Source organism: Streptococcus oralis, assembly GCF_023109195.1.
In the GTDB taxonomy this organism is placed as follows: domain Bacteria; phylum Bacillota; class Bacilli; order Lactobacillales; family Streptococcaceae; genus Streptococcus; species Streptococcus oralis_BV.
In genome coordinates, this window is the sequence record NZ_JALDUB010000004.1 from 21,686 (window position 1) to 45,510 (window position 23,825).

At 43.2% G+C, this 23,825-nt stretch carries 18 protein-coding genes; 7 read left to right on the forward strand and 11 right to left on the reverse strand.

The window, feature by feature from the left end; genetic code table 11:
- Nucleotides 1-221 precede the first annotated feature (221 nt).
- Nucleotides 222-5,345, forward strand: a complete 5,124-nt coding sequence (locus M1F65_RS08610) for an SIALI-17 repeat-containing surface protein (RefSeq protein WP_247925804.1) — start codon at nucleotides 222-224, stop codon at nucleotides 5,343-5,345.
- 69 nt (nucleotides 5,346-5,414) lie between these two features.
- Here the strand turns inward: M1F65_RS08610 and mraY are convergent, their stop codons facing one another.
- The 4 genes from mraY to rsmH are packed head-to-tail and all read right to left on the reverse strand — an operon-like array spanning nucleotide 5,415 to nucleotide 9,934.
- Nucleotides 5,415-6,395: a phospho-N-acetylmuramoyl-pentapeptide-transferase gene (gene mraY, locus M1F65_RS08615; protein ID WP_000625795.1), complete on the reverse strand. Its 981-nt coding sequence runs from the start codon at nucleotides 6,393-6,395 to the stop codon at nucleotides 5,415-5,417.
- Nucleotide 6,396: 1 nt separating this feature from the next.
- On the reverse strand, nucleotides 6,397-8,652 hold the full coding sequence (pbp2x, locus tag M1F65_RS08620) for a penicillin-binding protein PBP2X (protein ID WP_247925805.1): 2,256 nt from the start codon (nucleotides 8,650-8,652) through the stop codon (nucleotides 6,397-6,399).
- Nucleotides 8,653-8,655: 3 nt separating this feature from the next.
- On the reverse strand, nucleotides 8,656-8,973 hold the full coding sequence (gene ftsL / locus M1F65_RS08625) for a cell division protein FtsL (RefSeq protein ID WP_000840795.1): 318 nt from the start codon (nucleotides 8,971-8,973) through the stop codon (nucleotides 8,656-8,658).
- 10 nt (nucleotides 8,974-8,983) lie between these two features.
- Entirely contained in the window at nucleotides 8,984-9,934 is a 951-nt protein-coding gene (gene rsmH, locus M1F65_RS08630; protein WP_247925806.1) for a 16S rRNA (cytosine(1402)-N(4))-methyltransferase RsmH, read from the reverse strand.
- 162 nt (nucleotides 9,935-10,096) lie between these two features.
- Here rsmH and M1F65_RS08635 point away from each other — a divergent pair, with 162 nt between their 5' ends.
- The 6 genes from M1F65_RS08635 (at nucleotide 10,097) to M1F65_RS08660 (ending at nucleotide 18,644) form a co-directional block, all read left to right on the forward strand.
- Nucleotides 10,097-10,291, forward strand: a complete 195-nt coding sequence (locus M1F65_RS08635) for a helix-turn-helix transcriptional regulator (RefSeq protein WP_001082470.1) — start codon at nucleotides 10,097-10,099, stop codon at nucleotides 10,289-10,291.
- 15 nt (nucleotides 10,292-10,306) lie between these two features.
- Nucleotides 10,307-10,849 carry a DUF3278 domain-containing protein gene (locus tag M1F65_RS08640; RefSeq protein WP_247925807.1) on the forward strand — a complete coding sequence of 181 codons (543 nt, stop codon included), beginning with the start codon at nucleotides 10,307-10,309 and terminating at the stop codon, nucleotides 10,847-10,849.
- 10 nt (nucleotides 10,850-10,859) lie between these two features.
- Nucleotides 10,860-11,201 (forward strand): hypothetical protein, encoded by a 342-nt coding sequence (locus tag M1F65_RS08645; RefSeq protein WP_049478818.1) that lies wholly within the window; start codon nucleotides 10,860-10,862, stop codon nucleotides 11,199-11,201.
- Between the two features lie 12 nt (nucleotides 11,202-11,213).
- A complete protein-coding gene (locus tag M1F65_RS08650) occupies nucleotides 11,214-11,792 on the forward strand; it encodes a DUF3278 domain-containing protein (RefSeq protein WP_049478817.1) in 579 nt (192 codons plus the stop codon).
- Complete coding sequence (locus M1F65_RS08655; protein ID WP_044020236.1) at nucleotides 11,789-12,265, forward strand: glutathione peroxidase; 477 nt, start codon at nucleotides 11,789-11,791, stop codon at nucleotides 12,263-12,265. Before M1F65_RS08650 ends, M1F65_RS08655 begins: the two co-directional genes overlap by 4 nt.
- A gap of 343 nt (nucleotides 12,266-12,608) precedes the next feature.
- Entirely contained in the window at nucleotides 12,609-18,644 is a 6,036-nt protein-coding gene (locus M1F65_RS08660; protein WP_247925808.1) for an alpha-L-fucosidase, read from the forward strand.
- 143 nt (nucleotides 18,645-18,787) lie between these two features.
- Here the strand turns inward: M1F65_RS08660 and M1F65_RS08665 are convergent, their stop codons facing one another.
- From M1F65_RS08665 to M1F65_RS08695, 7 genes are all read right to left on the reverse strand, one after another.
- The gene (locus M1F65_RS08665) at nucleotides 18,788-18,943 is read right to left on the reverse strand and encodes a hypothetical protein (protein ID WP_049477804.1); all 156 of its coding nucleotides are present in this window, start codon (nucleotides 18,941-18,943) and stop codon (nucleotides 18,788-18,790) included.
- A gap of 61 nt (nucleotides 18,944-19,004) precedes the next feature.
- Nucleotides 19,005-19,298 (reverse strand): DUF5960 family protein, encoded by a 294-nt coding sequence (locus tag M1F65_RS08670; protein WP_061418039.1) that lies wholly within the window; start codon nucleotides 19,296-19,298, stop codon nucleotides 19,005-19,007.
- The gene (locus M1F65_RS08675) at nucleotides 19,291-19,653 is read right to left on the reverse strand and encodes a hypothetical protein (protein ID WP_049477802.1); all 363 of its coding nucleotides are present in this window, start codon (nucleotides 19,651-19,653) and stop codon (nucleotides 19,291-19,293) included. The genes M1F65_RS08670 and M1F65_RS08675 overlap by 8 nt, the downstream gene beginning before the upstream one ends.
- Complete coding sequence (locus M1F65_RS08680; RefSeq protein WP_070697446.1) at nucleotides 19,650-21,065, reverse strand: Y-family DNA polymerase; 1,416 nt, start codon at nucleotides 21,063-21,065, stop codon at nucleotides 19,650-19,652. The genes M1F65_RS08675 and M1F65_RS08680 overlap by 4 nt, the downstream gene beginning before the upstream one ends.
- Before the next feature lie 3 nt (nucleotides 21,066-21,068).
- On the reverse strand, nucleotides 21,069-21,755 hold the full coding sequence (locus M1F65_RS08685; protein WP_084944052.1) for an XRE family transcriptional regulator: 687 nt from the start codon (nucleotides 21,753-21,755) through the stop codon (nucleotides 21,069-21,071).
- A 263-nt stretch (nucleotides 21,756-22,018) separates the two neighbouring features.
- Nucleotides 22,019-22,531 (reverse strand): GNAT family N-acetyltransferase, encoded by a 513-nt coding sequence (locus M1F65_RS08690; RefSeq protein WP_247925809.1) that lies wholly within the window; start codon nucleotides 22,529-22,531, stop codon nucleotides 22,019-22,021.
- A 47-nt stretch (nucleotides 22,532-22,578) separates the two neighbouring features.
- Nucleotides 22,579-23,538, reverse strand: coding sequence for a hypothetical protein (locus M1F65_RS08695; RefSeq protein WP_247925810.1), 960 nt, complete (start codon nucleotides 23,536-23,538; stop codon nucleotides 22,579-22,581).
- Between the last annotated feature and the right edge of the window lie 287 nt (nucleotides 23,539-23,825).

A 23,825-nucleotide genomic window follows, 5' to 3' on the forward strand; every position in this document is an offset into this window, starting at 1 on the left:
TTATAATCAGATTGAACTATGAAATTACGAATAATTCCACCCTTTCCTCTCTTTCTTCTACTATTTTAAGAAAAAACAACAGCAAATATGTATCTTGCTAAAAAGCTCTTGACAAATGCTAAACGACCATTAGAATGGGAAGTGAGGAGATAAATAGAAACAAATTAAACGGGACTGCTTCATAAAATGTAAGCGGTTTCGAATAAACAAAGGAGGGTTTTATGAAAAAACACTTTTGGGAGAAATCCTGTCGCTATAGCATCCGCAAGCTGACGGTTGGGACTGCTTCTGTTTTGCTGGGGGCTATTTTTCTAGTCAACCATACTGTAGCTGCAGACAGTGTTGAGGTCAAGCAAACTGAACCAACCTCTGTCGAAGCTATCACTAAGCCTGATAGTGAACCCAAAGCAGCTGAAGCGACTGAAACTACAAATCCGTCTCTAGCCGAAAGTCCAGTAGTTTCCGAAAGCAAGCCAGCTAACGAGACTCAAAAGACAAATAGTCAAGCTAGTGAAGAAGCCATTGTTGAAGCCAAAGAAAATAAGGAACCTGAAAAAGCAGATCAGCCGGTGACAAAGCAAGAAAACTATCAACTCAACTACGATCAACCAACAGCTCCCTCCTATGACGGATGGGAAAAGCAAGCCCTCCCTGTCGGAAATGGAGAGATGGGAGCCAAGGTATTTGGTCTAATTGGCGAAGAAAGAATCCAGTACAACGAAAAGACCCTCTGGTCTGGAGGTCCCCAACCCGATAGCACCGACTATAATGGAGGGAACTACAAGGATCGCTACAAGGTCTTGGCGGAGATTCGTAAAGCTCTCGAAGATGGAGACCGCCAAAAAGCCAAACAACTGGCTGAACAAAATCTAGTCGGACCAAACAACGCCCAGTATGGACGTTACCTAGCCTTTGGAGATATCTTCATGGTCTTTAATAACCAGAAGAAAGGACTAGATACTGTAACTGATTATCATCGTAATCTAGACATCACCGAAGCCACTACGACCACTTCTTACACCCAAGATGGGACGACCTTCAAACGCGAAACCTTCTCCAGCTATCCTGATGATGTCACTGTGACCCACTTGACCAAAAAAGGAAACAAGACACTTGACTTTACCCTTTGGAACAGCTTGACAGAAGACCTGCTTGCTAATGGCAACTACTCTTGGGAATATTCCAGCTATAAGAATGGTCATGTCACTACAGATGCAAACGGAATCCTTCTAAAGGGAACTGTCAAAGATAACGGCCTCAAATTTGCATCCTATCTAGGAATTAAAACTGACGGAAAGGTGACTGTTCAGGACGAAACTCTGACTGTTACAGGCGCAAGTTATGCGACCCTCTATCTCAGTGCCAAGACTAACTTTGCTCAGAATCCAAAAACCAACTATCGAAAAGACATTGACCTCGAAAAAACAGTTAAAGGGATTGTCGAAGTAGCTAAGACCAAAGACTACGAGACACTTAAAAAGGCCCATATCAAGGACTATCAAAGTCTCTTTAACCGCGTTAAACTAAACCTAGGTGGAAGCAAGACTGCTCAAACGACAAAAGAGGCCCTTCAAGGCTATAACCCAGAAAAAGGGCAAAAATTGGAAGAACTCTTCTTCCAATACGGACGTTATTTACTCATCAGTTCTTCTCGTGATCGGACAGATGCCCTTCCTGCCAACCTACAAGGAGTCTGGAATGCTGTAGACAATCCACCTTGGAACGCTGACTACCACCTCAATGTCAATTTGCAAATGAACTATTGGCCAGCCTACATGAGCAACCTTGCTGAAACTGCCAAGCCAATGATCAATTACATTGACGACATGCGCTACTACGGACGTATCGCTGCTAAGGAATACGCAGGTATCGAACCCAAAGACGGCCAAGAAAATGGTTGGCTGGTCCACACCCAGGCGACACCATTTGGCTGGACTACGCCTGGTTGGAATTACTATTGGGGTTGGTCTCCAGCTGCTAATGCTTGGATGATGCAGAACGTCTATGACTATTATAAGTTCACAAAGGATGAGACCTATCTCAAAGAAAAGATTTACCCAATGCTCAAGGAGACTGCCAAGTTCTGGAACTCCTTCTTGCACTATGACAAGGCCAGTGACCGTTGGGTGTCTTCACCATCCTACTCACCAGAACACGGGACCATCACCATCGGAAACACCTTTGACCAATCGCTAGTCTGGCAGCTATTCCACGACTACATGGAAGTCGCTAGACATCTGAATGTCGACCAAGACTTAGTTACAGAGGTTAAGGCTAAATTTGACAAACTCAAACCCCTCCACATCAATAAAGAAGGACGCATCAAGGAATGGTACGAGGAGGACAGTCCCCAATTCACTAATGAAGGGATTGAAAATCACCACCGTCACGTTTCCCATCTAGTTGGTCTCTTCCCAGGTACGCTCTTTAGCAAGGACCAAGTTGAATACCTAGAGGCTGCGCGTGCTACCTTGAACCACCGTGGAGATGGTGGTACTGGTTGGTCTAAGGCCAATAAAATCAATCTCTGGGCTCGTCTGCTGGACGGTAACCGTGCCCATCGCTTGCTCGCTGAACAGCTCAAGTATTCAACCCTAGAAAATCTTTGGGATACCCACGCGCCTTTCCAAATCGACGGAAACTTTGGGGCAACAAGTGGGATGGCAGAAATGCTCCTCCAATCTCATACTGGCTATATTGCACCATTGCCAGCCCTTCCTGATGCTTGGAAAGACGGTCAGGTTTCTGGCTTGGTTGCTCGAGGAAACTTTGAAGTCAGCATGAAGTGGAAAGATAAAAATCTGCAAAGCTTGTCCTTCCTTTCAAATGTCGGTGGAGATTTGGTTGTAGATTATCCAAATATCGAAGCCAGCCAAATCAAGGTCAATGGCAAACCAGTCAAGGCAACGATCCTTAAAGATAATCGTATCCAGCTTGCAACACAAAAAGGTGACGTCATTACCTTTGAACACTTCCCTGGTCGTGTAACCAGTCTAACAGCAGTTCGACAAAATGGAGTCACTGCCGAACTCACCTTTAACCAAGTAGAAGGCGCTACCCACTATGTCATCCAAAGACAAGTGAAAGACGAAACTGGCCAAACCTCTGCGACCAGAGAATTTGTAACTAATCAAACCCACTTTATTGACCGGTCACTCAATCCTCAACATGCCTACACCTATACTGTCAAGGCTATGCTGGGCGAGCTTGCCACACAAGTTTCTGAACAGGCCACTGTCGAAACCTATAGCGAGTTGATGGACGACCGAGATAGCCGTATCCAGTACGGAGCTGCCTTTGGAAATTGGGCAGACGCAGAATTATTTGGAGGAACAGAGAAATTTGCTGACCTTTCAAAAGGAGATTACACAGACGAAGACCTCACTGCCACCATTCCTTTCACTGGTGTTGGTATCGAAATCTATGGACTGAAATCGTCTGAATTAGGTCTTGCCACTGCTAAAATTGATGGCAAAGAGGTCGGGGAGCTTGACTTCCATACTGCTGGAGCAACTGAAAAAGGTAGTCTCATCGGTCGCTTCACAGGATTATCTGACGGACCTCACACATTGACTCTTCGTGTTAAACGTGAGCACAAAGGACGTGGTAGTGAGCGCTCGAAAATTTCATTAGACTACTTCAAGATCCTAGCAGGAACAGGCAATACGATTGAAAAAATGGATGATCGTGATTCGCGTATCCAGTATGGTTCCCAGTTTAAGGACTGGTCTGACCCTGAACTCTACGGAGGTACGGAAAAATACGCTGATATTAACAACAGCGACTCTAGTGCATCTTCAGAAGCTCAGGCAACTATTTCCTTTACAGGGACAGGTATTCGTATCTTTGGCTTGAAGAGCCTCGCTCTTGGACGAGCACGTGTTACACTAGATGGCAAAGAAATGCCAAGTCTAGACTTCTACACTTCAGGTGCAACTGAAAAGAGAGCTTTTATTGGTGAATTTACAAACCTTACTGACGGTCCGCACACCCTGACACTACAAGTTGACCCAGATTCGCCAGAAGGTCGCAAGAAAATCTCTCTAGACTCCTTTGATATCATCAAAGCCCCTGCTGTTGGTATAGATAGCCCGAGCATTGCGCCTCTTAAGGAAAATGACAAAACCATTTCCTTAAGCCTACCAGCTGGAGATTGGGAAGCCATCGCAGTGACCTTCCCAGGAGTCAAAGATCCTCTAGTTTTGCGTAAGGTGGATGAAACGCATCTGGTTACCAGTGGGGATCAGACTATCCTATCAATCCAAGACAATCAAGTTCAAATCCCAATCCCTGACGAAACCAATCGCAAAGCTGGAAATGCCATTGAAGCTTATACCATTCAAGGAAATACCACAAGCAGCCCTATCGTAGCCGTCTTTACTAAAAAGGATGAAAAGAAAGTTGATGAGAAGCAACCAACTACAAGCAAGGGAGAGGAACCAGCTCCTACTGTTGAAATTCCTGAATACACTAAACCTATCGGGACTGCAGGGCAAGAAGTGCCACCCACTGTAGAAAAGCCTGAATACACCGATCCTATTGGGACCGTAGGACAAGAAGAGCCTCCTACTGTAGATAAGCCTGAATACACCGAACCTATCGGAACAGCAGGGCAAGAAGAGTCCCCTACTGTAGAAAAGCCTGAATACACCAAACCTATCGGAACAGCAGGTCAAGAGGAAACTCCTACTGTTGAAAAACCTGAATACACTAAACCTATCGGAACTAGCGGAGATCAGGCCGCTCCAAGCCTTAGCCTTCCTGACTATCCAGTTCAAGTCTTAAAAGATAAGGAGACTGGAGTAGAAATCATCGGTGGAGCCAGCGACTTAGAAGGAATTTCTCACGTTTCTAGCCGACGTGTCCTAGCTCAAGAACTCTTTGGCAAGACCTATGACGCTTACGACCTACAACTTAAAAATCCAACAGATCATAGCGTACAGCCAAAAGGCGCTGTCTTAGTTCGCTTGCCTGTTTCAGCTAGCGTAGAAAACATCTACTACATCACTCCAACCAAGGAGTTGCAAGTCCTTGATTTCACCGTTCGAGACGGAAAGGTAGAATTCATCACTAATCATTTCAGTACCTATGCTGTCGTCTATCAAGCAACTGGAACAAGCTCTAACACAGAGGAAAAACCAAGTACTTCAGATGCAGAAACCTCAGCACACGAGGCTGAACAATTTCCAGCTAGTCCGAGCCTTGCTAAAGCTGGAAATCATTCTCCTAAAGAAGAACTTCCAGCAACAGGAGAAGTGTCCAACCCACTCCTCTTCTTAGCAGGACTCAGCCTAGCCCTTACAGCCACTTTTATGTTAAAAGGGAGAAAGGATGACTCCAACTAACCTTTAAACACACAAAAACAGGATGAAGATCACCTTCATCCTGTTTTATTTTGTCATCAAAAGTTAGTTTTACAGTAGGTATAAAAAGGCTAAGGTCAAGAGACTTGCTAGAAGCCCAACTCCCCAAAAGAAGAAGTCAACCTTCCACTCGCTCCAAGGATTGCCCTTGCCTGAGAATCCTCCAAGCTCGAAATGGTGATGCACAGGTGTCATACGGAAAATACGTTTTCCACCACTAAGTTTGAAGTAGGTAACCTGCATCATAACAGAGCTTGTCTCAAAGACATAGATAATCCCAATCAGTAAAAGGGTCCATTCTTGGTGGAGGGCCATAGAGATTGCTGCCAGCATCCCACCAAGAGCCAAACTTCCCACATCTCCCATGAAGACCTTGGCAGGCTTGTGGTTAAAGACGAAGAAACCTAGCAAACCACCAATCATGGCAAGAATCACAAGAAGGATATCCAGTTGATTTTGCATATAAGCAATCACACCGTAGGCCGATAAGCTAATCACCACGGAAATACTTGCTAAGCCGTCAATCCCGTCTGTCAAGTTTACTGCGTTTGAAAAGCCAACTAGCCAGAAAAGGGCAAAGAAAATATAGAAAATGCCTAGATGAACTTGGTAGCCAAAGACCGAAAGCATGTCGCCACCACGCTCATAAAAGAGGTAGAAAATCACTCCTCCAAGGAGCTGGAGAGCAAGTTTTTGCTTGGGATTTAAGCCTTCGTTAATCTTACGAAAGACCTTGAGGAAATCATCCAAAAAACCTACCAAACCATACAAAACCAAGATAAACAAAATCATGCCTACATTGTTGGTCAATTGTTGGGTAAAGAGAGCGACAAGGAAGCTCACAACAACTGCAACGATCAGGAAGACAAGACCTCCCATGGTTGGAGTTCCAGCTTTAGCTTGGTGTTGCTTGACATCCTCGTGCATCTGCTGACCTGTAATCTGTGCTTTTCGATAAAATCGGATAAAGGCTGGAATACCTATCAAGGTCAATAGAAAGGCTAGAACTCCAGCACTAATGGAACTAATCATCTTAATCTCCTAAAGTTATTTTCATTTTTTTAATGTCTTTGAGGGCTGTATTGGCACGGACACTTTGTTTCTTGACCGTTTTGCCACTACCTTCCCACTCGACTTCTATATTCAGCCATTTGGCAAATGTTTGCACATTTTCATCTGTCCAGCCGTACATATCAGGCATTTCTTCGACCTTGTCAGACAGGATTAAGATCTGCTGATTGGCTTCCAAATTATCTCCTTCAGCAACCGAGAGTTCCTTGATCTTGGTTCCTGTTCCGATAACGATTGGTTGGACAAGGTTGCGACGCAATTCCTCTGCTAGGTCTCCCGGCGTAAAGTCCTTGGTAGCTGGCATGGCATAGCTTGTCGTCTTGCTGACCTGATCTAAGCTCTTGGCAGTTGACTGAAGATTGAGGGATTCTTTCATAGCAGAAGCTCGCTCAAGGATTGGGTTGGCAAACTCCCCAAGCTGAACACCCGAATAATGCTCTGGCTGTTGCACCGTCACATAGAGGATAAAGTCAGGATTCTCTGCAGGATGCATTGACACAACAGAGAAGATATAGTTGGTTTCACCTGTCAGGTAGCCCCCATTCTTCTCATCGGCAATCTGAGCTGTTCCTGATTTCAGAGCAACATTTTGCCCCGGAACATTGACATTTGGCTTTCCTGTACTGTGGTTGTACATGGTACCGTAGACAGGATCTGTTCCGACCATGACCATGTGCTCCCGAGTAGAGGATGCTGCTGCTTTTGACACAGGATTTCCGACAATTTCCTTTTGAGACTTACGAACAGACTGGTCATTTGGATCATAGAGGGCACTGATAAATTTCGGTTCCAACATAACCCCATCGTTGGCAATAGCTGTAAAAGCACGAAGCATCTGGGTCTGGGTAACAGAGATCCCTTGTCCAAATGAACTCATGGCGATATTGACAATGTTATCAGCAGGCAATTGACCTGTGTACTCATCTGCCAGACCAAAACGGGTCGGCACCCCAAACTTAAAGCGGTTAAGGTAGTCCAGCCAAGTTGTATCCCCCATCTTTTGCTCAAGCAAGGTCATCCCGATATTACTTGAGTGGGCAAATCCTTGAGAGAAGGTCATGGTGCCACCACTGGTCAATCCTTCATTGACGTCCCAGTCTCGAATGGTCGCATCTGCTATTTTCAATTCGCTACTGTTAAAGTATTCGCCACCAGGGAAGGTATTGTTATCAATGGCTGAGGCCAACATCATCACCTTCATGGTCGATCCTGGCTCATAGTTACTTTGATAGAGGATATCACGCCAGACAAAGTCTTTTGTGATGCCATCCTTGGTATCTGCGTTAAAGGTCGGCCGTTGGGTCGTAGCCAGGATTTCCCCTGTTTTAGCGCTAACCAAGGTAGCCGTCATATACTTGCCTTTTACCTTTTCCTGAAAGGCATCCATCTGGGTTTCCATAAAGGATTGCAAGGGACTAGAAAGGGTTGTGTACACATCCTTTCCATCTACCGTTTGTTGAGAAGCTTGATCTGTACCCGGAACAATATTTCCCAGACGATCTTTCTCATAGGTGATGATCCCATCTGTACCCGCCAGAATGTTATTTAAAGAACTCTCCAATCCAGATGTCCCAATCAAACGTTTGGTGCCATCCTCATTTTCATGGAGTTGCGCCAAACCGATAAAGGAAGAAGCAAACTGTCCATTGGGATAACTGCGGTTAGGGCTAGTTGTAAAGTCAACTCCCTCAACACCAGCAGTTTTGAGGTCATTTTTAATAGCCATCATATTGGCATAGGTGATCCCATTCCCCTTGGTCCCAAAGGATACCTGTTTTAGATCTGGTTGAGAAAGCTGTTCTTTGACATAAGACTCCTCCATATCCAGATACTTATGGAAAATTTCAGCTACCTTATTAAATTGAGAATCCTCTACATAGAGAATTTTGCCTGTTGCTGACTTGTAGGTCTTGTCAATAACGGCATAGATATTATACGAAGTCGCATCCTCAGCAATAGGCGATCCATTACGATCGTAGATGGTTCCCCGTTTTGCAGGAATCGTCTTGGTTGTTTGATGGACCTTGTTTGCTTCTTGAACCAAGTCCTTACCAAATTTTTTACCCGTTCCGATAATGACCGCAAAGTTGACCAAAAAGACAGCGAAGAGTATGACAGCCAATAAACTCAGGCTTTTCCCTACTCTTCGACGATTTTCTTCTGGAGATTTACGGTTACGAACGGCATAACGGATGATTTTTTCTTTCCACTGTTTCATTTCTTACTCCGCTGCTCGGATATTTTCGTTATTCAGCTGCAAATCCTTGGAGTTTGCAATCTCTTTCAAACGTTCTGAACGAATCAATTCATTGACCTCTTGCTTGGCATCGTCTAGCTCTGTTTTCTTTTCTTCGATTTGAGCATTGACCTTGGTCAATTCATTCTGAACTTGTAATAGCTTGGTCTGCATAAACACAACGCTAATTGCCAGGATAATCATTGTTGCAGCAATCGAAACATAGAAGGCCTTTTCCACACGTGAAAAACCTTTAAACTTCGTTTGCAATAACTGGCTTGTTTTTTCGATTCTTTCTGCCATGTTTTTCCTCTTACTTGTAAATTTTTCTAGCCACGCGCAACTTGGCTGAATGCGAACGATTGTTGGCTTCTAGCTCTTCAGCACTTGGCAAGATTGGCTTGCGGGATACCAATTCCATCTTAGGCTTAAGGTCATCTGGAATGAAGGGCAAGCCTTTGGGAACTTCCACTGTTGAAGCTTCTTTGAATAATTGCTTGGTCAAGCGGTCTTCCAGAGAATGGAAGGTAATGACCGAGATTCTACCATCCAAAGCCAGCATGTCCATGGCCTGCTGGATAGATTCATCTGCAGCGCCCAGCTCATCATTGACTTCGATTCGGATAGCCTGAAAAATCTGCTTGGCAGGGTGTCCCTTTTTCTTGAGCTCCTTGGCAGGCTTGGCCGACTTGATAATCTCTGCCAACTCCGTCGTTGTCTCAATTGGTTTCACCTCACGCGCTTGCTCAATCTTTCGGGCAATCTGTTTAGAAAACTTATCCTCGCCATATTTGAAAAAGATCCGAACCAAGTCATGATAGTCATAATGATTGACCACCTCATAGGCCGTCAGACTAGCTTCCTGATTCATCCGCATATCCAGTGGCGCATCCTTTTTATAAGAAAAGCCACGTTCACGCTGATCTAGCTGAGGACTGGACACTCCCAAGTCATAACAAATTCCATCAATTTCCTGGACACCAGCCTCCTGCAAACGTGCCTGCAAATGACGGAAGTTATCCTTGATAAAGGTTACCATCCCCTTTTCGATATAGGGTGCCAACCGTTTTTGCGCATTGTCAATAGCATTCTGGTCCTGGTCAAAGGCATAGAGATGCCCTTTTTCGCTCAATTTACTTAATAAATATTCGCTATGGCCTGCTCCGCCCAAAGTCGCATCAACGTAGATACCGTCAGGTTTTACGTCAAGCATATCAATCGTTTCATGAAGCAAGACCGTTACATGATGAAATTCTTTTGTCATATCTTATCTATTTTACCACAAATCTGACCAGCTTGCACTTGTCAGACAAGGCTAAGTTTCTTCGAAAAAAATTCTCAAAAATATGTCGTATATACTTGACAACTCATCTCCAAAAGAATATAATATAGTCAAATATATGCGACATATCAGAAAGGAGACCCTATGAATCGTGTCAAAGAATTCCGCAAGGAACTGGGCATTTCCCAGCTCGAGCTCGCCAAAGATATCGGTGTCTCGAGACAGACCATCAACATGATTGAAAATGACAAGTACAATCCAACCCTGGAACTCTGTCTCAATCTCGCCCGCAGCCTCCAAACTGACCTCAATAGCCTCTTTTGGGAAGACGATTTTTAAAAAAGGAGCAAACAAATGAAAAAAGAAACTCTCACTGACAAACTCATCAAACGCACATACGGCATTTCTGGCCCCCTTGACGAACACAAACGGCGCGAGGCCGATCGTATCGGGAATCAGGTCTTTATCGTTCTCTTTTATCTCATGATATTTGGCAACCTCATTCCCTTTGTCCTTGCTTATAAATACCCGCAAATTGTCGCTATCGGCTATCCTCTCGTGGTGTTTGGCATTTCGATGATGGCTGCCCTCTATGTGGTCTCTCAAACCAAGAAAACGGGCATCACAGCTATTGACCCCGAAATGCTGAGTCAAAAAGAAAGTAAACAGCTACATTTTCCTGGTCTAAAAGCGGGTCTAATCTATGGCATGGGCATGTTCTTTGGAATACCGCTTTTGAATGTCCTAACCGATGGTAGCAAGGATTATCTTGGTTCTCTTTTAAATACAGGGCATTTTGTATCAACTATCCTAGCTACCCTCTTCTTCGGATTTACCATACAAATTATCGTCTCTCTTCGCATTCAAAAAGCAAAGAAAGACCAAGAAGACGACTAGGAGGTGCCTTATGAAATCACTAGCTAGACTACTGATCAGTCATGTTTTTATCAGTATCTTCGTTACCTTTTTCCTACTTTCTGGACATATTGAGCATCCTTTCTTGATTTTCTTTCTTTTATTCCTTCCTGTATTGAACAAGGGACAGAGATCCCAGAAAATCCAATCAAAAAAAATACGTCTTCTAAACGCATCTCTCTGTTTTATCCTCGTATCCTTTCCACAACTTTTAACAAATCCTATGGATTGGAGATACCTGGTATTTCTAATAATCTGTATCATTTTTAGTTTGGTTTACTTCTATACTCTCTATCAACTCTTTAAAGAAGTCAATCAAAAATCGCTCATTTAGGAGATTACTCCCATGAAAAAAGAAGATCTCACCACTCGCTTACTTAAACTATTCTTTCACATACAAGAGCCTTTTGATGAATGCCGTCAAGAGATGATTTACAAGGCTTGTGCCCGTGCCTTGATCCAAATCGTATACTCCTCCCTCCTACTCTTCTTGTTCTATCTCCTATTTGGACGCTTCATAGAGTTGGTTCGAGATGCCATGCCCTACCTCTATTTTGGACTTATCTTCGTCCTCGCATCTAGGGCGAGACTAGCAGTTCGCGACTTACGTTTAGACAAGGATGACCTGTCCGAAATCCATCACAAAAGCTACAGCAAAAGTCAAATCAACCTTCGTAGTTGGGGTGTATTCATCAGCATTCAGCTTGGTCTCTTCCTCTTACTAATCTTTCACAAACTCTTTGTTCAGCATCTTCCCCTCGATACCTTTTGGGACAATCTCTCCCAGTTCGATAAAATGCTCCCTTTACTAGTGTTGGGATTGGGTATTGGTGCCATCTTTGGAACCATGACCTACGCCTTTTTATCGGAACACGAGATGAAACACTCTGAATCAGGAATGCATAAGGAGAATATAGAAAAATGACCAGTGTATATGATTTTTCCGTTTTAAACCAAAATAACCAAACAACTCCCCTAGAGGGCTATCGTGGCAAGGTTCTCTTGATTGTCAACACTGCTACTGGATGTGGGTTAACGCCCCAGTACCAGGGACTTCAAGAACTCTATGAACGCTATCAAGATCAGGGCTTCGAAATATTAGATTTCCCTTGCAATCAGTTCATGGGACAAGCACCCGGCAGCGCAGAAGAAATCAATAGTTTCTGTAGCCTACACTATCAGACCACTTTCCCTCGCTTTGCCAAGATCAAGGTCAACGGCAAGGAGGCAGATCCTCTTTATGTTTGGCTAAAAGACCAGAAGTCTGGCCCGCTAGGAAAACGAATCGAATGGAATTTTGCTAAGTTTCTCATTGGTCGAGATGGGCAGGTCCTTGAGCGCTTCTCTTCTAAAACAGACCCCCAAACCATCCAAGATTCTCTCCAAAAAATACTCTAATTTCTTTTTAAAACGTATCCTTTCATTTAGTTTGAGTCATGAAAGGATGCGTTTTTTCTTTAAAAAGTAACTGATTTTCTTTAATTTATATTTATTTTTTTGCCTTTTGCTATTGCAATTCTTTCATTAATTTAGTATATTTGTTATATTAAAAACTTTTAGTCATTTTAAGGGAGAAATGGCCTATTAAATTTTTTTATCTTAAAATGAAAGCGCTTTATACAAAGGAGGTAAGGTGGCTTACAAATTATCAGAGAGTTGTTTTCCTTAAATCAAGTTGTAACCAAGTCAGACTTGGGCTCGGGCAGTAGCTGACTGCCTTTCTAAAAACTAGGAGTATATTATGAATCGATACCTTTTTGAAAAAGGGCAAACATTTAGCATTCGAAAGTTGACTGTAGGTGTGGCCTCTGTCATCGTCGGACTGGCATTTTTTGCTTCTGGAACCGTGCGTGCAGACGAAACGTCTCCTATCACGACATCCAATTTAGATCAGCAAATTGAACAAGTCGCAGGTATAGAAGAGACTAAGGCTGAACCAGTCAAAGAAGAAGGCCGTGTAGAAGCTGAAAAACAAGAAACGCCTGCTGCCGATACCAGCAGTGCCGATTTGCTCCCTGAAGAAATTCAGGATCGTGCTTATCCAGACACATCTGTCAAAGAACTCGATACGACTACTATCGTTGACCAGAAAGCTAGTCCAAGAGTAGAAACTAAGAGCATTATAAAGGACAAGGAAGAAGCTCCAAAAGAAGCTGAAAACGGAAACCGTGCTATTATTAACGGTGGACAAGACCTCAAACACATCGACTACGAGGGACAACCTGCTACTGCTGCCACTATGGTTTACAGCACATACAATGCAGGGGAGCAACGCTACCTCGTTTCAGGATCTGGTATCTTTGTAGCCCCTAACCTGATTCTTACCGTTGCTCATAACTTCCTAGAAGCCAATAAAGAAACTGGCGAAGGTCACATTCGTGGTGGAAAATCTGCCCAGTTCTACTATAACGTTGGTTCAAACAGCGAAAAGAAAAACTCACTGCCATCTTCTGGAACGACGGTTTTATTCAGAGAAAAGGACATCCATTTCTGGAACAAGAAGGAGTTTGGAAAAGGCTATAAGAACGACCTTGCTCTTGTAGAAGCTCCTATTCCTCTTCCGATTGCTAGTCCAAACAAAGCAGCAACCTTTGCGCCTTTAGCGGAGCACAAGACGCATCAGCCGGGAGAAGCTATCAGTACGATTGGCTACCCAACTGACTCGAGCTCAAAAGAATTGAAACAGCCTATCCTAGCTGGTCAGCTTTACAAGGCAGATGGAACTATCCGATCTGTTGAGTCCTATGATGATAAGGGAACGACCGGTATCACCTACCAAACCACTTCTGTATCTGGTTTGTCTGGTGGTGGGATTGTGGATAGCCAAGGAAAAGTTCTCGGTGTTCACCAACACGGAACCGTTGACAATGGTGTTCCTGAAAAGGATCGCTTTGGTGGCGGACTCGTCCTTTCACCTGAACAACTGAAATGGGTGAAGGACATGATTGCCAAATATGGTGTGAAAGGCTGGTACCAGGGAGACAACGGAAATCGTTACTACTTTACTGATGAAGGGCGTATGCTTCGGAACGAAACAGCTGTTATCGGAAGCAACGAATATTCCTTCAACCAAGATGGGATTGCTACCTTGACCAAGGGAGTTGAATACGGTCGTGTCCTTATCCAACACGAAGACGAGGGAGGAAATCCTGTCAAAGATAATGATACCTTTATCGAACAGACAGCTGTTGATGCTCCATTTGATTACAATTTCAAAAAAGAAATCGAGAAAACGGACTTCTATCAAAAAAATAAAGACAAGTACGAAATTGTATCCATTGATGGCGTAGCAGTCAATAAACAGCTAAAAGATACATGGGCTGAAGATCACAATGTTGTCAGCAAAGCGCCTGCCGGTACACGTGTCATCAAGGTGGTCTATAAAGTCAACAAAGGCTCTTTTAAAGTTTACTACCGTCAAAAAGGAACAAGTACTGAACTAGCTGAAGCAACAGTTGATAACAATGAAGGCCAAGAGTATGAGGTTTCCTTTGTCAATACCTTCCATGCAAAAGACATTACTGGCTACCGTCCAGTTAAGGCTAGCTTGGAAGCGAGGATCCAGCAAAAAGGGGTGAATGAAATCATCTTTGAATACGAACCAATCGCTGATACAGTCAATCCAACAACTCCGACTCCTCCAGTTGCTCATCCAGAAGATAAAGAAACTGAGATTGGCAATCATGGACCTCTTCCAAGCAAGGCTCAACTCGATTACCACAAGGAAGAATTGGCAGCCTTCATCCACTACGGAATGAACACTTATACCAATTCTGAATGGGGAAATGGGAAAGAAGACCCTCGATACTTCAATCCAACCAACTTGGATACTGACCAGTGGATTCGCACTCTGAAGGAAACGGGCTTCAAACGAACCATTATGGTTGTTAAACACCACGACGGATTCGTTGCTTACCCATCTAAGTACACCAACCATACCGTAGCTGCTAGTCCATGGAAAGATGGAAAGGGTGACCTTCTCGAAGAAGTTTCCAAGTCTGCTAGCAAGTATGACATGAATATGGGGGTTTACCTATCCCCATGGGATGCCAATCATCCTAAATACCATGTTGCAACTGAAAAAGAATACAACCAATACTATCTCAACCAACTGAAAGAAATCCTTGGTAATCCGAAATACGGTAATAAAGGGAAATTTATCGAGGTTTGGATGGACGGTGCACGTGGTAGCGGTGCCCAAAAAGTAACCTATACCTTTGATGAATGGTTCAAATACATCAAAGAAGCTGAAGGAGATATTGCTATCTTCTCTGCTCAACCGACAAGCGTTCGCTGGATCGGAAATGAACGAGGTATAGCAGGCGACCCTGTATGGCATAAAGTCAAAAGGGCCAACATCACAGACGATGTTAAAAACGAATACCTCAACCATGGTGACCCAGATGGTGATATGTATTCTGTAGGGGAAGCTGACGTTTCGATCCGTTCGGGCTGGTTCTATCATGACAATCAGCAGCCGAAATCACTCAAAGAGTTGATGGACATCTACTTCAAGTCTGTTGGTCGTGGAACCCCACTCCTTCTCAATATTCCACCAAATAAAGAAGGAAAATTCGCAGATGCAGATGTGGCTCGCTTGAAGGAGTTCAAAGCAACCCTAGACCAAATGTATGCCACTGACTTTGCCAAAGGTGCCACTGTAACAGCAAGTTCGACTCGTCAAAACCACCTTTACAAAGAAAGCCACCTCACAGACGGTAAAGATGACACCAGCTGGGCGCTCTCAAATGATGCCACAACCGGTAGCTTTACAGTCGATTTAGGACAAAAGAGACGTTTTGATGTCGTTGAACTCAAGGAAGACATCGCCAAAGGTCAACGTATCTCTGGTTTCAAGATTGAAGTTGAAATCAACGGACGTTGGGTGACATACGGCGAAGGTTCGACCGTTGGTTACCGTCGCTTGGTTCAAGGCAAGCCTGTAGAAGCACAAAAAATCCGTGTAACCATCACCGGTGCTCAAGCAACTCCAATCTTGACCAACTTCTCAGTCTACAAGACACCAAGCAGCATTGAAAAGACTGATGGCTACCCTCTTGGACTTGAATACCACTCAAACACAACGGCAGATACAGCCGGAACAACTTGGTACAATGAATCTGAAGGTGTTCGTGGCACTTCTATGTGGACCAATCAAAAAGATGCCAAAGTAAGCTATACCTTCACAGGAACCAAGGCCTATGTCGTCTCTACGGTCGATCCAGGTCATGGAGAAATGTCCGTCTACGTTGATGGTCAAAAGGTTGCCGATGTCCAAACTAAGAATGCTAGCCGTAAACGCAGCCAAAAAGTCTTTGAGACAGGCGATTTAGCACCTGGCCAACATACTATTACTCTTGTAAACAAGACAGGCGAACCAATTGCTACAGAAGGAATCTACACCCTAAACAATGATAGTAAAGGAATGTTTGAACTCGAGTCTACTAACTACGAAGTCGAAAAAGGAAAACCAGTCACTGTTAAGATTAAACGTGTTGGTGGAAGCAAGGGGACTGCTACTGTTCGCTTTATCACAGAACCTGGAACTGGGGTTCACGGTAAAGTTTACCAAGATACAACTCAAGATGTGACCTTTAAAGATGGAGAAACAGAAAAGACTGTGACCATCCCAACGATTGACTTTACAGAACAAGCCGACTCTGTCTTTGACTTCAAAGCCAAACTCACTTCTGTCACTGACGGTGCCCTGCTCGGTTTTGCTACCGATGCAACCATCCAAGTGATGAAAGCTGAATTGCTAATCAAGGATCAAACAAGCTATGATGACCAAGCTAGTCAGTTGGATTACAGTCCTGGCTGGCACCATGAAACCAATTCCGCAGATAAGTACCAAAAGACAGAGTCTTGGGCTTCCTTTGGTCGCTTAACTGATGAGCAAAAGAAAAAGACAACCGTAACAGCTTACTTCTACGGTACTGGTCTTGATATCAAGGGCTATGTCGATCCAAATCATGGTATCTACAAAGTCTTTCTAGACGGCAAAGAAGTTCCTTACCAAGATGGCATGGGAAATGCTTCAACCATTGATGGTAAGAAATACTTTAGCGGTCATGCAGCCCAACGCCAAGGCAATCAAACTCTGGTTAGCCTAAAAGGTCTGGACGAAAACTTGCACGCAGTCACCCTTCAACTAGATCCTGATCGAAACGATTTGTCTCAAAATATCGGTATCCAGGTAGACCAATTTATCACTCGTGGCGAAGGCAGCGAACTCTACAGCAAAGCAGATATCATCCAGTCTATCTCGAAATGGAAAGATGATCTGTCCAATTTTGATCCAGCAGGCTTGAAAAATACGGCTACTGCACGCCAAGCTTTCCAAGCAAATCTAGAAAAATTGAGAAACCAACTCAGTGCTGATGCAGTGGATGTTCAAGAAGTCATGTTGACAGTCAGTGCCCTACAAGATATCCTATCCAAGGATGAGAACTATCAAAGAGGCCAAGAGGAGCCTAGTCCAGAGCAACCGGAACAGCCAGAAGAGCCTGAGAAACCTGACCAGCCTGAGCAACCAGCCGAACCAAAACAACCGGAAATTGAGTACGATAAGGCTATGGACAGCTTGACAAAAGCTATCGAGAAAAAAGTCGCTGAGCTTGGATCCAACAAGGAAGCTAAGAAGAAATTATTAGAAATTGCTGACCAAGCCATTGCTGCAATCCAAGAAGCTAAAACTCAGGAAGCAGTCAATCAAGCGCTAAAAATTGCTCTCGAACAAATCAGCAAGCTCCAAGCAGCTCAGCCTGAAAAACCTGCTGAACCTGAAAAGCCTGCTCAGCCGGAAACCCCAGCGCAACCTGAAAATCCGACTCAACCGGAAACTCCAGCGCAACCTGAAAAGCCTGCTCAGCCTGAGAAACCGGCGCAACCGGAAAAACCAGCACAACCGGAAAAACCGATTACTTCTTCATCTCCTGAGGAAGGAGTTAAGAACCTTGTCTTTACACTTCCAAGTTTGGAAATTGTCAATAAGGCCGTGCCATTCAAGACTATCCGTCGCGAAAATGCCCAATTAGGCAAAGGGAAAGAGCAGGTTCTATCAGAAGGTAAGGACGGTATCCTAGTCGAGTATGTTGAAGTAGACGGTGACAATCGCAAGATTGTCAAAACGGAAACAACCCCAGCTCAAGAGCGAGTGATTGAGGTGGGCACTAAACAAAGTTCAGTAGGAACAGATGCACCACCTGTTGTGACCCTTCCTGAGCACCCTCTACCAGCTCAACCTGAGAAACCAATTACTTCTTCAAGTCCTGAGGAAGGGGTTAAAGACCTTGTCTTTACACTTCCAAGCTTAGAAATCGTCAATAAGGTCGTACCGTTCAAGACGATTCGTCGCGAAACCCCACAATTAGACAAAGGAAAAGTGCAAGTTCTATCAGAAGGGAAAGACGGTCTCTTAGTCGAGTATGTTGAAGTGGACGGTGACAATCGCAAGGTTCTCCAAACAGAAGCAACTCCAGCTCAAGATCGAGTGATTGAGGTAGGTAGCAAACAAAGCTCAGTTGGAACAGAAGCGCCACCAGTTGTGACTCTTCCTGAGTATGTTGTCCCAAGAGAGACTGAAAAACCTGCGCCAGCCGTAACAGATAATTCATCATCAAAAGATGAAAAAGCTCCTGTTACAGCTACAGTCAAAGAAGACAAGGAAAGACTACTCCCTGCAACTGGGGAACAAGAAGCAAGTGCCTTCCTCTTCTTGGCAGCCATTACTTCTATCTTGTCTCTCCTCATCTTCCAAAAGAATTTCAAAGACTAATAACCCTCTTTGATTGATTCTTTCTAATGATTCAGTTCCCCCGTTGAGAAGACCATTTGGTCTTCTCTTTTTCTATCTGTAAAATTAAAAAACATCCACAAATATACATGGATGTTTTGGTATGACTCTATAAAATAAGATGATCATTGAGAATAGCTGTTCTCAAATCCAACCACGTTTTCAAATAAACGCTCATCCAAAAAAGAGAGTCCCTCTTGTCTTATCTCATCAGAACTACCATCATAAGTTTCTGCAAGAACTCCACAGATAAAAGATGGTGTTTCGAATTCCAATACCATGAGATTTTCTGACGCTCACCAGCCATCTTTCCTAAATCAAACTTTCCTCTTCCACACCTAGTCACTGACTACTATTTTTGAGTCCAGCATATGCATAGGTTCGATTTCTGGGACACTCTTTTTCCGTCACCACCCTAAAATAAAAGCGATGCTCCCGCCCATCCTTGGCATTTTCCTTGTTTAAGACAAAGTAGTTCTTCTGATTCATCGCCATGGTGCGTAGGATATCATCGATCAAAAAAGTCAAAGGCACATTCATAGCAGAGTATTTTTGAAAATCCTCTTCAAAACGAATATAGGCTTCTGAAAAATAATCCATCTGCAGTTTGTTTTCATACAACTCTTTTCTAGTCATACACTCCCTCCTCCAACAGTCGAATTTCGAGGACATCTTCTACCTCTACCAGCCTATAGCCCTCATTGGTCCTAATAGATAGAGTTTGAGGTGATAATTCACTCACCTCGCCGATGATCGTGGTTTTCTGCTTCTTTTCCTTGACCACAAAGTATCCCTTTAGTTGCCCGACATACAGCTGCGAAAGCAAGAGTAGCTTCTCAACGGAATTCAAATCTGTCGAAAAAGCAACCCGATTTCTTTCTTCACCGAGTGAACTAGTATGCTCTGAGAGGAAAAAGCCCATCCACTTCTGCATCCCTGGATCTTGATAGTCACGCGCAGATTGAAAAGGTAAATAAGAACGATCAATCATTTTAGTCCATCTAATCCTCCAGCAGAATGCCCCCCAATCAGCTTGCTTCTGGCAAGACTCCTAGAGGCTTCTTCCAGTGCATTGGCCTTTAAGAGGGAGGTAAAACCAAATTGTTCCCGAATGGAGTCAATGGCCGTCTGGAGCCTTTCTTCTTTTTCTAACTTGTCAACATCATCAAAGAGGGAGATTAAGCCAAAGGACTCGTCCACAAATCCTGAATAGTTGACTCCGACACTTCTGACCGCTCCAGAAGTGTATTTATTATGAAATAGCTTCAAAACGTGGTCTGTTAAAACAGCAGTATTATTAGTCGGTTCGACCTTCATTTGTGTGTGAATAGACGACCTGACCTCCTGTTTAGAGAAACCAACATAGATAGAGACAAGGGTTGTTTTCTTGCCAGCCCTTCTCAGTCTAATAGCCACCTGCTCCGCCATTTCTCGGAGAATAATTTCAATATCCCGTAGCTTTACGTAGTCTCTCGGCAAGATTTGAGAATTTCCTAACCCTTTGGACTTGGCTTTATAGGGCCTGTGAACATTGCTCTCATCAATCCCGTTAGCATGAAACCACAAACGCAGGCCAGCCTGACCCAGAGCTTTCTGTAGCTGGTCTGGATTACTGGTGGCCAATTCTCTGATGGAAAAAATCCCCAGAGCATGCAAGCGTTTCTCCATCCGCCTGCCAATCCCCCAAAAGTCCGTCATCTTGGGAATAGCCCAGACCTTCTCTTCCACATCCTGGTAAGACCAGTTGGCCCTCATGGTCGGAGTGTGCTTGGCCTCATTATCCAGAGCCAACTTGGCCAGTAAGGGATTGGCATTGGACATACCCACCGTAGAGTAGATCCCTGTCTGCCTCCAAATATCCCTCTGGATACGAGCAGAAAGCAGATCTAGCTTGTCTTTGCGAGAGATACTCTTGTCTGGGATGAAATAGTTGAGCGAACTAGTCAGATCGATAAAGCCCTCATCGATAGAGTAGGGATAAATATCATCTGGACTACCATAGTTTTGAAAGATTCGCTGGATTTCCATATTGACCGCTATGTATTCATCCATCCTAGGTGGCACAACCAAAGTCACTTGAGCCCAATCTTCGATGTAGCGAACATAGTCTAAGTCAGTAGGCAAGCCTTGCTTTCGAGCATTATAGTAGGAAAATTTGCGGGTCTTGATATCAAAGGGCAGATCATAGGCCCGGCCAACATTTGACTTGCCAAAAATTTTCTTAAACATGGGAGAGGAAGCTAAGATAAGACCAGTAGAATTATCCGCGCGACTCATGACACAAAGCGAGGTCTTCAGCGGATGCAAACCCCTTTTCACACACTCGACACTGGCATAAAAGGATTTCATATCGACAAAGGCAATATCACTTTTGGGCTCTCTGGAATAATCAAAGTAGCCCATAGGCTAGCCCTCCATTGGCACAAAGTTCCCAACTATAATCCCTACAATACGAGGATCTTCCTCATAGGAAATGAAAATGTCCTTGTATTTAGGATTGATAGAGACCAGACGCAAGCCATCTTCCTCCCGATAAACCCGTTTGATATAGGTCTGGTTGTTGCAAACCACTGCATAAACCGCCCCATCATAATCAAATCCAGTCTCTCGAATCAAAGCCACTGAACCATTTTGATATTTAGGTTCCATAGAGTCCCCAGATACCCAAGATGCAAAATCATGGGCTAGTTCCTCATTAAAGTAAACCGTATCAAAATTCTGGTCACCGTAGACTGATGCCCCGATCCCTGCTGACATGCGTTCATAGACACGATATTCGTAGAGTCGTTTTGACATATCCGCAACCTTCTGGGCTTGTTCCTCTTGAGCTAGGTTGCGAGCATAAAGAACAACCTTTTCCTTCCCTTGGTTAGATAAGCTATTATAAAGGCGAACAATCTCGATCTGAGTGAAATATCCCTTTGCCACCTTTAAAATATTTTCTAGCTGGGCAACCTTCTCCTTGGATGGTTCCTTAATTCCACGTTCCCAAGCCGAGTAAGCCTGAAAACTAATCCCTAATTCCTCTGCAATCTCTTTTTGTGTCAGTTTTAGCTCTTTTCTCCGAGCCTTGAGTTTTTCTGGTTGGTACATGATTCACCCCCTAGTGCGATGCTTTATTGAGAATATCTCCCTTAGAAAAACAAATCGACGGTTGAGCTTACATCTCTAAAATTCAACCAATTCGGTTTAGTTTTATTATATAAAAAAAGTGAACAATTGTCTACTGGGAAAATCAAGTTTAAACAGCACCACTTATCTATTCTGAACAAAAAAGACATCCAAGAAAACATTCTTGAATGTCCGTAAAGATTGATGACTCCATTAACCTTGTCAGTGGACTGGAAATAATGATATTATGGCCTCCTTATCTCAAATACTGCTGTATGAACCCACTCATTATGAATGTATAAGTCATTTTCTATCATTCTACTAAAGGTGAAACCATTTTTTAAAAGTACTCTCTGAGAAGCCAGATTATCCCTTGCCGTTTCTGCAATGATTCTATTGAAACCATAAGTTGTGAAGGCCTTGTCTAAAACGAGCTTAACCGCTTCGCTAGCATAGCCTAAATTGGTAACATTTTCCCCAATCCTATACCCAAGCTCTGCTGTTTTTCGATTACCCTCTAAGACACTTAAATTGATTCTTCCGACCATAACGCCTTGCGAATCTCTAATAAGATGCATATAGACATCACGATTCCTTTGTTCCGTTAACAATTCCCTTGTAATTTCTTTAAAACCTTCTAAATCAAAATAGTTAGCTGGTCTAGGAGGTAAATTTCGCTCAAAATACTCTCGATTTTCTGTTTCAAAAAAATAGACATCTAGACTATTTTCTTCAGACAACAGCTCTAAACTAATCATTACAAAACTTCCCTTCTCTTCTTAGTTAAAATATTGCTAGATAGAGTTTACATTCTCGCCTTAGGATCCCCTTTTTCCTTATTACGATAGTATGTAATAAACTCTTCCTGACTATTGACAATATGCTCCTGTCCATCTACTGAGTTTTCCGCAGGAATTTTCACATTTTCAAATAAATTCGTTCCTTCCTTATACAAGAGCTGGTAAATTGGCATATTGTTTTCAATACTTGGCTTATCAGCTAAGACCACAATTGACCCATTATTATCTTCTAAAAGTTTTGCGGCTTCAGGGTACTTTTGACGGATAAGGGCATCTTTAGCTAGTTTTCCTTCTTTTGAGATTCCGATTTTCCAATTATACATAAAATAGTTTTCAGACTCCGGCAGTAAAGAAGAAAAACTTGTCTCATCAGAATATTTTATATAATCTTGCCCCTTACCTAATTCCACAATCTTCCCCTCATCCAAATCAATAGATTTATTCACAAGAGAACCATCTTTAGCATTTTTTAAATGAATGTCTAACAATTCTCGACCATCACTAATATAGATACTAGAAGTAATTCCTGTAGGAATATAGTCTGAATCATAATCTCGAGTCATTTTAAAAATATCGTAGTCTTTTGAAGGGAAGCCCTTCGTCTTTATATCATAGACAGCAATCTTCCAATATTCATCATCAATAGGCTCATTTCGATACATAGACGATATCGCCAATCTTTTGTATTCCTGAACAATCTTATTTTGGCTGGCAACGGGACTAACCCAATAAACATAGGTAGATTGTGATGCAAGCCAATAGTCCAATGGATTATCATAGTCCCACTTAATCGCCAAAGCTTTCCCATCCTCGATATATTTGTAGTCCACTATCTTTCTCTTTAACAAAAAAGTAGAGTATGGATCAACATATTTATTCACATAGTATTTATAGCCTAGGTAAGGAGTAAGTAAGAGAACTCCCACCAACATGACAATAAATACCGCTTTTTTCGAAAATTTCATTGCAAAGCCTCCCAACGTTGATCATCCCTCAAATACTTTCTACTGTTGAAAGCATTTGTGCTTTTTCAAAAAATATACGTATTTCTAGAAATAAAAAGAAAATGTCTTTCTCCATTATACCATATGCGTGATATCGTGAGAAGACGAGAAAAACAAAAGAAACCCACCTGAACATCATTCAGGTGGAAGAATAAACTGAAAGAGCTGCAGAAACAAGGCTAGCTAATATCTTGTTGAAATTTGTAAATCAAAAATGCCTCTTTCATGAATAACTGACCTAGACCTAT

Coding starts and splice junctions, on each gene's coding strand:
- M1F65_RS08665 (WP_049477804.1), bottom strand. CDS start 18,943: ATGGTATTGGAATTCGAAACACCATCTTTTATCTGTGGAGTTCTTGCA.
- M1F65_RS08650 (WP_049478817.1), top strand. CDS start 11,214: ATGAAAAAAGAAGATCTCACCACTCGCTTACTTAAACTATTCTTTCAC.
- M1F65_RS08690 (WP_247925809.1), bottom strand. CDS start 22,531: ATGATTAGTTTAGAGCTGTTGTCTGAAGAAAATAGTCTAGATGTCTAT.
- M1F65_RS08685 (WP_084944052.1), bottom strand. CDS start 21,755: ATGTACCAACCAGAAAAACTCAAGGCTCGGAGAAAAGAGCTAAAACTG.
- M1F65_RS08660 (WP_247925808.1), top strand. CDS start 12,609: ATGAATCGATACCTTTTTGAAAAAGGGCAAACATTTAGCATTCGAAAG.
- M1F65_RS08645 (WP_049478818.1), top strand. CDS start 10,860: ATGAAATCACTAGCTAGACTACTGATCAGTCATGTTTTTATCAGTATC.
- M1F65_RS08695 (WP_247925810.1), bottom strand. CDS start 23,538: ATGAAATTTTCGAAAAAAGCGGTATTTATTGTCATGTTGGTGGGAGTT.
- M1F65_RS08655 (WP_044020236.1), top strand. CDS start 11,789: ATGACCAGTGTATATGATTTTTCCGTTTTAAACCAAAATAACCAAACA.
- rsmH (WP_247925806.1), bottom strand. CDS start 9,934: ATGACAAAAGAATTTCATCATGTAACGGTCTTGCTTCATGAAACGATT.
- ftsL (WP_000840795.1), bottom strand. CDS start 8,973: ATGGCAGAAAGAATCGAAAAAACAAGCCAGTTATTGCAAACGAAGTTT.
- M1F65_RS08635 (WP_001082470.1), top strand. CDS start 10,097: ATGAATCGTGTCAAAGAATTCCGCAAGGAACTGGGCATTTCCCAGCTC.
- M1F65_RS08675 (WP_049477802.1), bottom strand. CDS start 19,653: ATGATTGATCGTTCTTATTTACCTTTTCAATCTGCGCGTGACTATCAA.
- M1F65_RS08610 (WP_247925804.1), top strand. CDS start 222: ATGAAAAAACACTTTTGGGAGAAATCCTGTCGCTATAGCATCCGCAAG.
- mraY (WP_000625795.1), bottom strand. CDS start 6,395: ATGATTAGTTCCATTAGTGCTGGAGTTCTAGCCTTTCTATTGACCTTG.
- pbp2x (WP_247925805.1), bottom strand. CDS start 8,652: ATGAAACAGTGGAAAGAAAAAATCATCCGTTATGCCGTTCGTAACCGT.
- M1F65_RS08670 (WP_061418039.1), bottom strand. CDS start 19,298: ATGACTAGAAAAGAGTTGTATGAAAACAAACTGCAGATGGATTATTTT.
- M1F65_RS08640 (WP_247925807.1), top strand. CDS start 10,307: ATGAAAAAAGAAACTCTCACTGACAAACTCATCAAACGCACATACGGC.
- M1F65_RS08680 (WP_070697446.1), bottom strand. CDS start 21,065: ATGGGCTACTTTGATTATTCCAGAGAGCCCAAAAGTGATATTGCCTTT.